The sequence below is a fragment of the Nocardia sp. NPDC003345 genome, assembly GCF_053589395.1.
On sequence record NZ_JBSFRU010000183.1, the window covers coordinates 1 to 12451 of the forward strand.

Annotated in this window: 11 protein-coding genes; 7 read left to right on the top strand and 4 right to left on the bottom strand. The window is 68.3% G+C overall.

Annotation, left to right across the window (positions count from 1 at the left end; translation table 11 throughout):
• Positions 1–36 precede the first annotated feature (36 nt).
• Positions 37–1080, top strand: a complete 1044-nt coding sequence (gene tsaD, locus ACWDU1_RS19790; protein ID WP_450000378.1) for a tRNA (adenosine(37)-N6)-threonylcarbamoyltransferase complex transferase subunit TsaD — start codon at positions 37–39, stop codon at positions 1078–1080.
• A gap of 72 nt (positions 1081–1152) precedes the next feature.
• Here tsaD and ACWDU1_RS19795 read toward each other — a convergent pair whose 3' ends face one another.
• On the bottom strand, positions 1153–2700 hold the full coding sequence (locus ACWDU1_RS19795; protein ID WP_450000380.1) for an Hsp70 family protein: 1548 nt from the start codon (positions 2698–2700) through the stop codon (positions 1153–1155).
• 501 nt (positions 2701–3201) lie between these two features.
• Here ACWDU1_RS19795 and groES point away from each other — a divergent pair.
• Positions 3202–3504: a co-chaperone GroES gene (gene groES / locus ACWDU1_RS19800; protein ID WP_030522227.1), complete on the top strand. Its 303-nt coding sequence runs from the start codon at positions 3202–3204 to the stop codon at positions 3502–3504.
• 105 nt (positions 3505–3609) lie between these two features.
• Positions 3610–5217 carry a chaperonin GroEL gene (gene groL / locus ACWDU1_RS19805; RefSeq protein WP_450000381.1) on the top strand — a complete coding sequence of 536 codons (1608 nt, stop codon included), beginning with the start codon at positions 3610–3612 and terminating at the stop codon, positions 5215–5217.
• Positions 5218–5268: 51 nt separating this feature from the next.
• Here groL and ACWDU1_RS19810 read toward each other — a convergent pair whose 3' ends face one another.
• Both ACWDU1_RS19810 and ACWDU1_RS19815 read right to left on the bottom strand, forming a co-directional pair.
• The gene (locus ACWDU1_RS19810) at positions 5269–5877 is read right to left on the bottom strand and encodes a sigma-70 family RNA polymerase sigma factor (RefSeq protein WP_450000383.1); all 609 of its coding nucleotides are present in this window, start codon (positions 5875–5877) and stop codon (positions 5269–5271) included.
• Positions 5878–5972: 95 nt separating this feature from the next.
• Positions 5973–6266 (bottom strand): WhiB family transcriptional regulator, encoded by a 294-nt coding sequence (locus tag ACWDU1_RS19815; RefSeq protein ID WP_357427507.1) that lies wholly within the window; start codon positions 6264–6266, stop codon positions 5973–5975.
• 646 nt (positions 6267–6912) lie between these two features.
• Here ACWDU1_RS19815 and ACWDU1_RS19820 point away from each other — a divergent pair.
• The 3 genes from ACWDU1_RS19820 (at position 6913) to ACWDU1_RS19830 (ending at position 9727) form a co-directional block, all read left to right on the top strand.
• Entirely contained in the window at positions 6913–7830 is a 918-nt protein-coding gene (locus ACWDU1_RS19820) for a hypothetical protein (protein ID WP_450000384.1), read from the top strand.
• 126 nt (positions 7831–7956) lie between these two features.
• Positions 7957–8535, top strand: a complete 579-nt coding sequence (locus ACWDU1_RS19825; RefSeq protein ID WP_450000385.1) for a sigma-70 family RNA polymerase sigma factor — start codon at positions 7957–7959, stop codon at positions 8533–8535.
• Positions 8528–9727, top strand: coding sequence for an anti-sigma-D factor RsdA (locus ACWDU1_RS19830; protein ID WP_450000387.1), 1200 nt, complete (start codon positions 8528–8530; stop codon positions 9725–9727). Before ACWDU1_RS19825 ends, ACWDU1_RS19830 begins: the two co-directional genes overlap by 8 nt.
• Before the next feature lie 223 nt (positions 9728–9950).
• Here ACWDU1_RS19830 and ACWDU1_RS19835 read toward each other — a convergent pair whose 3' ends face one another.
• Positions 9951–10364, bottom strand: a complete 414-nt coding sequence (locus ACWDU1_RS19835) for a DUF5319 domain-containing protein (protein ID WP_030522220.1) — start codon at positions 10362–10364, stop codon at positions 9951–9953.
• A gap of 269 nt (positions 10365–10633) precedes the next feature.
• Here ACWDU1_RS19835 and guaB point away from each other — a divergent pair, with 269 nt between their 5' ends.
• Complete coding sequence (gene guaB / locus ACWDU1_RS19840) at positions 10634–12172, top strand: IMP dehydrogenase (protein WP_450000388.1); 1539 nt, start codon at positions 10634–10636, stop codon at positions 12170–12172.
• The last annotated feature ends 279 nt before the right edge of the window (positions 12173–12451 follow it).

Genomic DNA, 12451 nt, shown 5'->3' on the forward strand with positions numbered 1-12451 from the left:
CGCCGGCTTCGCCCGCACCCCCGACGAGGTGCTGTCGTGATCGTCATGGGAATCGAGAGTTCCTGTGACGAGACCGGTGTCGGAATTGTCCGCCGTCACCCCGACGGTACCTGTGAACTCCTGGCCGACGAGGTCGCTTCCAGCGTGGCCGAACACGCCCGGTTCGGTGGTGTGGTGCCCGAGATCGCCTCGCGCGCCCACCTGGAGGCGATCGTGCCCGCCATGCGCCGTGCGCTGGCCACCGCGGGGATCGCCGCACCCGACGCGCTGGCCGTCACGATCGGGCCCGGCCTCGCCGGCGCGCTGCTGGTGGGTGTCGCGGCCGCCAAAGCCTATGCCGCGGCCTGGGATATCCCCTTCTATGCCCTGAACCATCTGGGCGGGCATGTCGCGGTGGATACGCTCGAGCACGGTCCGATGCCGCCCTGTGTGGCGCTGCTGGTCTCGGGCGGGCATACCCATCTGCTACAGGTGAGCGATCTCGCGGAGCCGCTGATCGAGCTCGGCAGCACCGTCGACGACGCGGCCGGTGAGGCGTTCGACAAGGTGGCCCGGCTCCTGGACCTCGGCTATCCCGGTGGTCCCGCGCTGGACGCGGCCGCGACGGCCGGTGATCCGGCGGCGATCGCCTTCCCTCGCGGTATGACCGGCCCGCGCGATCCGCGCTACGACTTCTCCTTCTCCGGACTGAAAACCGCGGTGGCGCGGTATGTGGAAGGGCAGCACCGCCGGGGTGTGGCGACCGAGCGGTTGCCGATCGCGGATATCGCGGCCTCGTTCCAGGAGGCGGTTGCCGACGTACTCACGATGAAGGCGGTTCGCGCGGCCCGGGATGCCGGAGTGGACACCCTGGTACTGGGCGGTGGCGCCACCGCGAACAGCCGGATCCGCTCGATGGCCGAAGAGCGCTGCGCCGCGGCGGGTCTGACGCTGCGTATTCCGAAACCCCGGCTGTGTACCGATAACGGGGTGATGATCGCGGCGCTGGGGGCACATGTGATCGGCGGCGGTGCCACGCCGTCACCGCTGTCGGTGGCATCGGACCCCGGGCTCCCGGTCTCGGTGAGCCAGGTGGGCTGACCACCGGTATCGGTTCCCCACCGCGCGGCGGGTCCCGCGGGGTTCGCCGTACCGGAATTCCCGGCCGCGAGTTCAGCCCGCGGAACCCGATCCCGGCAACCGCGGGGGCTGTGGGGCCGGGGGGGTGATCTGGATGGTGGTCTCGGTGCTCTGCGAACCGCCACCGGGCAGCGGGGCGTCCGAGGTGGAGGGCGCGTCCGGAGTGGGCGATTCCTCGGACGTCTCCGGCGCCAGGATGCCGGGACCCAATCCCTCCGGGAACGGAATGGGCGGCAGATTCGGGTCCGGTCGCAGGGTCGGCTGCGAGGGCTCCGGCCCGGCCTGGGCGGAACCGGTAGTGGTGGTCGTCGGGGTGGTGGTTGTCGACTCACCGTGCGAATAGGGCGGTTCCGTGGGCTCCGCCATGATCGGAGGTTCACCGGCATCGGTGGTCTCGTCGACCGGCTGCTGCGGGATCTCCTGCACCGTGGTCGGCGCCACAGTGGTGGTGGGGGTGTCCGAGGTGGTGGGCGGCACCTGCGCACTGCTGGTGGTGCCGGCGGGGGAGACCTCCTCGTCGGAGCTGGGGGCGATGGTGTTCACCCCGTACCCGACGATCAGGCCCACCACCACGATGGCCCCGGCCACCGTGCCGAACGCCTTGAGTAGCGTATTCGCCGATTTGTCCGGGGTGAGCGCGCCGCTGGGCGCATTGGATCGCGCGGTATCGGCGAGTAGCGCGGCACCCTTGGCGATCACCGCGTCGGGGTCGGGCACGGTCAGCACCGGCAGATCCAGTTCGGTACGAAGCGTTTCCAGAACCGACGGGATATTGGCTCCGCCGCCGATCACCACGACGGCCTCCGGAGCCCGGTCGGCCATCCCGAAGGTCATGGTGGCGAACCGGGTCAGTTCGCGCATCAGCCGGGCGGTGAGCAGTTCGAAATCCGGACGGGTGAGTTTCAGCGGGCGGCCGGCGATATGGTCCACCGTCACCACCTGGGCGACCGACAGATGTTCCTTGGCGGTGCGGGCGCGGTTGACCAGCACGCTGCGGTTGGGCCGGGTGCCGCGTTTGGCGTAGTGCTGATCCACCAGATGCCGGTACAGCAGATCGTCGATCGCGCGGCCGCTGACGCCGCTGGAGCGCGCGGTGTGCAGCACCGTGCCGTCGGCCGGTTCGGCGACGGAGACGGTACAGCCGGAGGCGCCGAGGTCGATCACCGCGACCGTGGCGTAGCGGTCGAGCAGGCCGGTATCGCGCAGGAAGGTGAGGGCGGCGCTGGTCTCCGGAACCAGTTGGGGCTGCCGGTGCTTGCCGGTGGCCATCCGGATCGCCTGCGCCTGCTCCTTGCTGCGGTAGGCCACCGCGACCCCGGTCGGCGGACGGTCGGCGACCACATCGAGGCCGGAGGTGCGGGCCGGGGGCACCTGGGTGCCGAAGATGGCCTCGTGCTGGTGGGAGGCGGGCAGCTGGGTGGTCATCAACTCGATCGAGGAGGCCACCAGATCGCCCAGATCGGAATGCGCCTCGGCCGAGACGACCCGGTAGTCGAAACGCCGCGCACCGTTGGCCGCGGTGGTCACCAGTGCGGAGCAGACCACTTCGTCGCCGGCGGAGATACCGAGCGATGTGCGCATATTCCCTTCACCTCCCTTCGAGCGGAACCTGGCTCGTTGCACGGGCTACCCCGGACATGCCGAAAGTTGTTCGCGAAGCCACCGCCGTCTGCGGTGAGCGGGGCTTCACGAACAACCATCACACATGGTGTCACGATCTGTTATCCGAACGTTACAGAGTTCGAGAATTATTGGGAAGCCCTCTTTCCTCAGGTCTACCCGGGAATCCGGGATCTCAACCCGCCGACCAGCGCGCACTGTTCGTGGCGTGTTCGTGACAACACAATCGACTCGAACCGAAACTTCGCGGTATTGGCACCGCCCGCCCTTGAGCGCTGGCACTCGCATGTATAGAGTGCTAGCTGGCACCGATTGTTGCCCGGTGCCAGGCTTGACTACTGGGCAGGCGGTCCCGGCACCCGCGACGACGGGGCTTTGCGCAGGGTCAGCATCGTGACCGAATCGACGGTCCGGGACAACAGTTCCGGACGACCGTTATCCCCTGAAAGTGGAGGGCTCAACGTGGCGAGCGTGAACATCAAGCCGCTCGAGGACAAGATCCTCGTCCAGGCCAACGAGGCCGAGACGACGACCGCCTCCGGCCTGGTCATCCCCGATACGGCCAAGGAGAAGCCGCAGGAAGGCACCGTTGTCGCCGTCGGCCCCGGCCGCTGGGACGACGAGGGTGAGAAGCGCATCCCGCTGGATGTCCAGGAGGGCGACACCGTCATCTACAGCAAGTACGGCGGTACCGAGATCAAGTACCAGGGTGAGGAATACCTGATCCTGTCCGCGCGCGACGTGCTGGCCGTCGTCGGCAAGTAATCCGACTGCCGCGCATGCGTTCCGCCCCGGTGTCGAAATCTGGCCCGGGGCGGAGTGCGTTGTGCCACACAACTCGAAGCGCATCAGATACAGGAGCGAAGACATATGGCAAAGCAGATCCAGTTCGACGAGCAGGCTCGCCGGGCGCTGGAGCGCGGTGTCGACAAACTCGCCGACGCGGTCAAGGTCACCCTGGGGCCGCGCGGCCGGCATGTGGTGCTGGCCAAATCGTTCGGCGGGCCGACCGTCACCAACGACGGCGTCACCATCGCGCGTGATATCGATCTCGACGATCCCTTCGAGAACCTCGGCGCCCAGCTCGTCAAGAGCGTCGCCACCAAGACCAACGACGTCGCCGGCGACGGCACCACCACTGCCACCGTGCTGGCGCAGGCCATGGTGCGTGGCGGTCTGAAGAACATCGCCGCGGGTGCCAACCCGATCGCGATCGGCGCCGGTCTGGCCCAGGCGGCCGACGCGGTCTCCGAGGCGCTGCTGGCGGCGGCCACCCCGGTCTCCGGCGAGCAGGCCATCGCCCAGGTCGCCACCGTGTCCTCGCGTGACGAGGTCATCGGCGAGATGGTCGCCAAGGCGCTCACCACCGTCGGCGAGGACGGCGTGGTCACCGTGGAGGAATCCTCCACCCTGGACACCGAACTGGTCGTCACCGAAGGCGTCCAGTTCGACAAGGGCTATCTGTCGCCGTACTTCATCACCGACGGTGACAGCCAGGAAGCGGTGTTCGAGGATGCGCAGATCCTGCTGCACCGCGAGAAGATCAGCTCCCTGCCCGACCTGCTGCCGCTGCTGGAGAAGATCGCCGAATCCGGTAAACCGGTTCTGATCATCGCCGAGGACGTCGAGGGTGAGGCGCTGTCCACCCTGGTCGTGAACTCGATCCGCAAGACCCTCAAGGCCGTCGCGGTCAAGGCACCTTTCTTCGGTGACCGCCGCAAGGCGTTCCTCGACGATCTGGCCGTCGTCACCGCCGGTACGGTCGTGAACCCGGATCTCGGGATCAACCTGCGCGAGGCCGGTCTCGAGGTGCTGGGTTCGGCCCGGCGCGTCGTGGTCACCAAGGACACCACCACCATCATCGACGGTGGCGGCACCAAGGACGATATCGCCGCCCGCAGCGCCCAGCTGCGCCGCGAGATCGAGGCCACCGATTCCGATTGGGACCGGGAGAAGCTGGAAGAGCGGCTGGCCAAGCTGGCCGGCGGCGTCGCGGTGATCCGGGTCGGCGCGGCCACCGAGACCGCGCTCAAGGAGCGTAAGTACCGGGTCGAGGATGCGGTCAGCGCGGCCAAGGCCGCGATCGAGGAAGGCATCGTCGCGGGCGGTGGTTCCGCGCTGGTACAGGCGGGAGCCAAGCTGGACGGGCTGATCGCCGGTCTCTCCGGTGACGAGGCCGTCGGCGCGGAGGTGCTGCGCGGTGCGCTGCGGGCGCCGCTGTTCTGGATCGCCAGCAATGCCGGCGTCGACGGTTCCGTCGTGGTGAGCAAGGTCGCCGAGGGCGCGGCGGGCTTCAACGCCGCCACCCTGAGCTACGGCGATCTGCTGGCCGACGGTGTCGTGGATCCGGTCAAGGTGACCCGCTCCGCGGTGATCAACGCGGCGTCCGTCGCGCGGATGGTGCTCACCACCGAGAGCGCCGTGGTGGACAAGCCCGCCGAGGAAGAAGACGACCACGGGCACGGTCACGCGCACTGATCCGAGGCCGTGACCAGCGTTCGCGGGGCAAAGAGAACGGGCCGTTCACATTCAACCCGGAATGTGAACGGCCCGTTCTCTCATCGGCCGCCGGTCGGTGATCGACGGCGGCGCGCCCATACTCTTCTTCAACCGGGTCAGACCGTCTCTGATACGGGATTTCACGGTCGGCAGCCCGATATCGAGCTGGCGGGCCACCTCGGCGTAGGTGCGGCCGTCGTAGTAGGCCAGCGAAATCGCCTCCCGCTGGGTCTCGGTGAGCGTGCGTAGTCCCACCACCACCGCCTGGTGGTCCAGGATGCGCTCGACCTCCTCGATCACCTCGTCGTACTCGTGGCCGAGTATCCGGGCTCCGTAGGCGATCTCACGCTGGGTATGCGCCTGCTCGGCGCGGACCCGGTCGACCGCGCGCCGGTGGGCCAGCGTCATCAACCAGGTCACCGCCGATCCCCGCGCGGGATCGAAATTCGCCGCGGTCCGCCATGTCTGCAGGTAGACCTCCTGGGTGGTCTCCTCCGCGAACCCGGGATCCTGTAGCACGCGCAGTACCAGACCGAAGACCCTGCTGCGGGTCCGGTCGTAGAACTCTGCGAAAGCTTCTGCATCCGAGTGGCCGCAGCGCTGCAACAGCGCTGAGAGCTCGATACTCTCCTGTGTCATCGGTCATAACAATAACGCCATGCTATGACCGAGAGTGCATGCGGCCCCGAGGAAAAAGTGGTGTCGCGCCCCGGGGCCGGAAGTGCGGCGGGAGGCTACACCGCCATCCGGCGCCGATTGCGCCGGGCGTGCATCTCGCGCTCGGTTTCCGACATGCCGCCCCAGATGCCGTAGGGCTCACTGACCTTCAGCGCGTGCGACCGGCACTGCATGAGCACCGGGCACGTCCGGCAGATCTCCTTCGCGCGCATCTCGCGAGCGGCCCGGGCTCTACCGCGTTCGCCGTCGGGATGGAAGAACACCGCCGAGTCCACACCCCGGCAGGAACCGCGCATCTGCCAGTCCCAGACATCGGCGTTCGGTCCGGGAAGGTGGGTGGGCATGGGCATGGGTTGAACTCCTCGTAGACGCGAGCTCGTCGGCATTGTCGAGCGAGTGATGGGTCAACTTTTTCCGTGGTACCCGGCATTCGCGCGAACGCCGGGGCCACTTGCGTCGGCCATGGTGCACCGTTGCCGTCGGTACCGGCGTGATTTCATCCGGCGCCTTCCGTGGCGATGAGTTACGTTAGGGGCCCCGGGGAAATTCCGTCAATAGTTCGACGCTCTGATTTGCCGTATATTTCGCGCTGAGAATTTAACCTCGCAGACTGTTTACTTCCGCTAATCGCGCGGCGATACTGTGTGGTTGCCCCCGGCCGGTTCTGGGCCATCGGCGGTGCTAGTCGGCATTTCCCCAGGTAGCCGCGATGGGTGAGTGTGCTCCGATCGGTCCGGACCGAATTCTCGTGGGAGGAGGCGGGTTCGCATGCCGATCTCGGTACGATCACAGATGGCCTGCGGGGGGCGTGCAGGTTAATTAACCGAAACGACGACGAATTCGATGCGGATGTGCTCATGGATTGATCGGATGAGTTTAACCTGATAGAAACACGTCCGATTCGAAAAATGCTGGAAGATAGCTGGACGCGCGGATCGCCGATGAACGCGGCGGATATTCTCGTAGCTCCGCTTCGCCGGCCGGTACAGTGCACCGGTGCCCGTCGCTGTTTCCTGCCCTGAAACCTCCACCGCCGCACTGGCCGAAGCCGCGTTCGGGGCCGGCGGCGGTGGGTCGGCTGCGGAGTTGCCGGAGCCGGTCGACGGTCTCGAACTCTGGTGGAGGGCCGTGGCCCTGGGCGGTGCGGGGTATTACGCCGCGGCGCGGCAGACGCTGCGGCGGCTCCGCGTCGCGACCACTGATCCGGTTCTGCTCTCATTGGCGGCATCGACCACGGGGTCGCTGCGGCGTCAGCTCGGCGGGCATGCGGAAGCCGCCCACGACGACGGCCGGGCGGCCGCGCTCGTCCTTCCCGGCCTCTCCCCGGCGCCCGGCGTTCTTCCTGTCCGGACGTCCGTTCCGGCGACCGCGGACCGATACGGCGACAGGCCCGACCGCGTCGATGCCGCCGCCGACGCGCTGACCGGACTGGCTGCCGATGCGCTGGGCACCGGCCGCACCGAGCTGGCGGACCGCCTGCTCGACCGTTGCGCCCACTTACTCGGGACCGCCGCGCCCGCTCCGTCCACCGACCGGCCGCGGGCGCGCGTGCGGCTGTACTGGGTGCGGGCCGAGACGGAGCTCGCCGCCGGGCGGGCCTCGGCGGCGCTCCCCGCCGCCGAGGCGGCGCTCGAACTCGCGATGCGCGGACCGTCGGTCCGGCATCAGGTGAAGTCGCGGTTGCTGGTCGCCGCGGCGGCGGGCGCGGCCGGGGACCTCACGAGGGCCGCGGCGCTGGCCGCGGAGGTCGACGCGCAGTGCGCGCGGTCGGGGCTGGTGCCGCTGCGGTGGGCCTGCGCGATGTTGCGGACCGGTCTTCCGGGTAACGGCCGCGACACGGCCGCCGCGGACGCGGCCGCGTGTCATGCCCTGATCGCGCAGCGTGGCGGTCGATTTCGTGATGCCGGTTGGTAACCCGGTTTCCACCGTCTCGACCCGGGCGCACGCCGGTGTCCTATTGTTGATCCCGTTCCGCTGGACCGGCGGAAGCACCGGTCAGTACTGACCGTGCCACTTGTAACGCCAGGAAAATCGCTGACGATGACGCATACGGGCGAAGAGTTGGACCGCGCCGTCGCCGCCGCTGCGCAGGGCGACAGGTCCGCTTTAGCTCAGGTACTGGAGATGGTCCGCCCGCTGGTGATGCGCTATTGCCGCGCGCGGATCGGTGCCGCGGAGCGTGGACAACTCTCCGCGGACGATGTCGCGCAGGAGGTCTGTCTAGCGGTCATGACCGCGCTACCCAGGTATCAGGACCAGGGCAGACCGTTCATGGCATTCGTATACGGAATTGCTTCGCACAAGGTTGCCGACGCCCATCGCAACGCCTCCCGTAACAAGGCGGAGGCGATGGCCGAAGTACCAGATGTCATATCCACCGACCACGGGCCGGAGCAGAGAGCTCTCGAATCGGAAACCAGCCGGCAGATGAACACACTGCTGGCGACGTTGCCGGAAAAGCATCGGGAGATCCTGATCCTGCGCTTGGTCATGGGTATGTCGGCAGAAGAAACCGCAACCGCCGTGGGCAGTACGGCGGGCGCGATACGGGTTGCCCAGCACAGGGCGCTCGCAAAATTGAAGGCACAAGTGGCGAGGGCAGGTGAAATGTATGGCTAGGGATGGCGGGCGCGGTCGGGGCGACAAATGGGCGCGGCGTGCATCGCGGAACACCGATCCCTACGCCGAGGGCTCCGGTGCCGGTTCCGAACCGGTCGATATCGTCGCGGTCCGTCGTGATGACGAACTGATCGACGCTATCGCCCGTGGCGGGCCCATCCCCACCGAGAGCACCGAGGAACTCCAGCTGGCGACCCTGTTGGCGGATTGGCGGGCCGAGATCGTGGCCCCGCCGTTACCGGACGCGCCCGATCTCGATGTCGTGGTCGCGGCGGTGAACCAGGAGATCGGCGCCCGGCAGGCACGGATCGGCGCGCAATCCGGCGGGCGGCTGCGCCTGCTGCGCCCGATAGCCACTACGGCGGCGGCGCTCGCGCTGGTATTCGGCGGCCTCTCGGCGTTCTCCTACCAGGCGGAACCCGGCGACGCGCTGTGGCGGGTCAAAGAGGTGGTCTTCAGCGAGCAGGCGCAGAGCACCGTGGTGCAGTACGCGGACGACAATCTGGCCGCGGCCCAGGCCCTGCTCGAACAGGGCAAGCCCGAACAGGCCCGCGCCCGGATGGAACAGGCCGCGGCGAATGCCACCCAGGTCAACGATCCGGTCAAGCGCAACGAACTGGTCGAGCGGTGGAACCAGCTGTTCGAGGTGGTCCGTGACAAGGCCCCCGAGGTCGCCGCGCAACTCGAACAGTCGGTGCCGGCTCCCGATCCGGCCGCGCCGATCGATCCGTCCGCACCCGGCTCCAAGGCCCCCGGTGCCGGCACCGAGCGGCCCGGTGACGCGGTGACCACGACCCCCGGCGGTGGAAGCCAGCTCCCGATGGATCTCCCGGGGTCACCCGGCGGCTCCCCGGGTGGCGACGACCGGCCGGTCGCACCCGATACCGGATCGCCCGAGGGGCCCGGCACCGGTCCGGACGCGGGTGAGCCGGATACCGGCGCACCGGACAACCCGGCTCCCGGCACTTCGGTACCCGGCGGCGGCTCGGCCGATACGACCGCCCCGGATGCCCCGGGTCCGACCACCCCGGCCGGGCCCGGAGCGGATACGGTCGAGCCGCCCACCATGGCGCCGTCCACCGTGAGTTCACCCGGGCCGATCGAACCGCCCGCTCCGCAGCTACCGCAGACCGGGGTGCCCTCGGCCCCGCAGATCCTGCCCAGCACCGTTCCGGGGGTCACGCCGAACTGAAGAACGGGTCCGTCGTGGCGGCCCGCCTCAACCGAAGAACGAAAAAAACCGATCGCGACGCGATCGGCTTTTGGTGAGTGGCCATCCCTGAGTGGATGGCCACTCGTCGTTCGTTGTGCGGTGTGCTGATGACTGTCTGCTGGATGGTTGCGGGTGGCGAATCAGGGCACGATAAAGCGGACCGGCCGCCTCGATGGCGGTCGATCGAGCCGGACGACCGGACTCAGCTGTCGAAAGCGTCGAACCCGTCGCCGTGGAATGCCTCGTTCATCGAGGCATCGGCGTAACCACGGCAATAATCCCAGGTGACGTACGCTTCCGGGGTCGGGTCGTAGGCGGGCTCGTGCGGGCGAACCGTGCCGTCGACCAGCAGCTGTAGGAGATTGGCGCGGAGCATGTCCCAGTCGTGATAGTGATCCTGCCGACAATCCTCGCAGCTCACCACCAGCCCGCGGATTCCGCGGTGGGCCAGTAGCGCCTCGTAGACTGCGAGATCGGCGAGATCCTCTTCGACCGCAAGGCGCTCGTGAGGATCCAGCGGCTCCCCCGGCTCGATGGCATCGAGCGCGGCGGACGGGTCGGCGGGGTCTCCGGCGAACGGATCCGGCGGCAAGCCAGGTGGTAGATGGTCACGCACATCCCCACGGTACGCAGAACAGGGTGGTCTGCGCCAGCCGTCCGCGCCGTCAGTTTCCGCCTTCGTTGCCCGATCGATCGGCACGGCCCTCAGTTGATCCGCGGTCCAGGGCGACCGATACCATGGTGTCAGGCGCCGACGAGCTCCCGATCACCCGGCCACCCACCGGAAGAATCGAGCCGGCGCCGTGAGCCAATCCCAGTAACAGTTCGCTATCGGATCGCCGTACCCCCGATAGCGTTGCCGACGTCCAGGAGGGGTCGATCCGAATGAGTAATCCCGTACCGGGCGAGCGTGCCGTCCGCCCCCATACGGGTGGTGACGATCCGGACAAGATCGCCATGCTCGGTCTCACCTTCGACGATGTCCTGCTGCTGCCCGCCGCCTCGGACCTCATCCCCAGCGCGGTCGAGACCACCAGCCAGTTGACTCGTGAGGTCCGGCTGCGCACACCGCTGGTCAGTTCCGCCATGGATACCGTCACCGAGGCGCGGATGGCGATCGCCATGGCCCGCGCCGGCGGTATGGGTGTTCTGCACCGTAATCTCTCCGTCGCCGATCAGGCGGGCCAGGTGGAGACCGTGAAGCGGTCCGAGGCCGGAATGGTCACCGATCCGGTGACCTGCCGTCCCACCGATACCCTCGCCGAGGTGGACGCCATGTGCGCCCGCTTCCGTATCTCCGGTCTGCCGGTGGTGGACGAGAAGGGCGCGCTGGTCGGGATCATCACCAACCGCGATATGCGGTTCGAGGTCGATCAGGACCGCCGCGTCGCCGATGTGATGACCAAGGCGCCGCTCATCACCGCCCAGGAGGGTGTGACGGCGGAAGCCGCGCTGGGACTGCTGCGCCGACACAAGGTCGAGAAGTTGCCCATCGTCGACGGCGAGGGCCGGTTGCGCGGGCTGATCACGGTCAAGGATTTCGTGAAGACCGATCAGTTCCCCGACGCCACCAAGGACCGTGACGGCCGCCTGCTGGTCGGCGCCGCGGTCGGTGTCGGTGACGACGCCTGGTCACGGGCCATGACCCTGGCCGATGCCGGCGCCGATGTGCTGGTGGTGGATACCGCGCACGGCCATCAGCGCCAAGTGCTCAGCATGGTGAGCAAGGTCAAGGCCGAGGTCGGCGACCGGATCCAGGTCATCGGCGGCAATATCGCCACGCGTGCCGGGGCCGCGGCGCTGGTCGAAGCGGGCGCGGACGCGGTGAAGGTCGGCGTCGGCCCCGGTTCCATCTGCACCACCCGGGTGGTCGCCGGCGTCGGCGCCCCGCAGATCACCGCCATCCTGGAAGCCGTGGCCGCCTGCGCCCCCGCCGGTGTCCCCGTGATCGCCGACGGCGGTATCCAGTTCTCCGGAGATATCGCCAAGGCCATCGCCGCGGGCGCCTCCACCGTCATGCTCGGCTCGCTGCTGGCCGGCACCGCCGAATCGCCCGGCGAACTGATCCTGGTCGGCGGCAAGCAGTTCAAGAGCTACCGCGGTATGGGCTCCCTCGGTGCCATGCAGGGCCGCGGCCAGGCGAAATCCTTCTCCAAGGACCGCTACTTCCAGGACGACGTGCTGGCCGAGGACAAACTGGTGCCCGAGGGAATCGAGGGCCGGGTCCCGTTCCGCGGACCGGTGAGCCTGGTGATCCACCAGCTGGTCGGCGGCCTGCGGGCGGCCATGGGCTACACCGGCGCGCACACCATCGCGGGCCTGCAGGAAGCCCAGTTCGTCCAGATCACCGCGGCGGGCCTGAAGGAGAGCCACCCCCACGACATCACCATGACCGTGGAGGCCCCCAACTACACCGGACGGTAGACGCCGTTCCCGTTCTCCGGTCGGCGGTGCCCCGCGTGATCGTCACCACCGACCGGAGAACTCGGTCGCCCCGGATCCCGGTGTCCCGGACAGCAGCTGCCATTCCGCGGCCCGCCCCCGGAACCGAACACCCCGACGCCCCTCGGCCATCCGAATCCAGCGGCGGCCAGGTGTGTAAAGTTTATTGGCGAAATGCGGTTCACCAGCTGAAACGCGAGAGCCACCGGCGCCGAGTTCAGCGAGGCCCCCAAAGGGTTCGGCCCGCGTCTGCTGTCAGCG

Bases quoted from the DNA above. Each gene is read 5' to 3' on its own strand.
- ACWDU1_RS19795 (WP_450000380.1), bottom strand. From the start codon at position 2,700: ATGCGCACATCGCTCGGTATCTCCGCCGGCGACGAAGTGGTCTGCTCC.
- groL (WP_450000381.1), top strand. From the start codon at position 3,610: ATGGCAAAGCAGATCCAGTTCGACGAGCAGGCTCGCCGGGCGCTGGAG.
- ACWDU1_RS19810 (WP_450000383.1), bottom strand. From the start codon at position 5,877: ATGACACAGGAGAGTATCGAGCTCTCAGCGCTGTTGCAGCGCTGCGGC.
- ACWDU1_RS19815 (WP_357427507.1), bottom strand. From the start codon at position 6,266: ATGCCCATGCCCACCCACCTTCCCGGACCGAACGCCGATGTCTGGGAC.
- ACWDU1_RS19825 (WP_450000385.1), top strand. From the start codon at position 7,957: ATGACGCATACGGGCGAAGAGTTGGACCGCGCCGTCGCCGCCGCTGCG.
- ACWDU1_RS19830 (WP_450000387.1), top strand. From the start codon at position 8,528: ATGGCTAGGGATGGCGGGCGCGGTCGGGGCGACAAATGGGCGCGGCGT.
- guaB (WP_450000388.1), top strand. From the start codon at position 10,634: ATGAGTAATCCCGTACCGGGCGAGCGTGCCGTCCGCCCCCATACGGGT.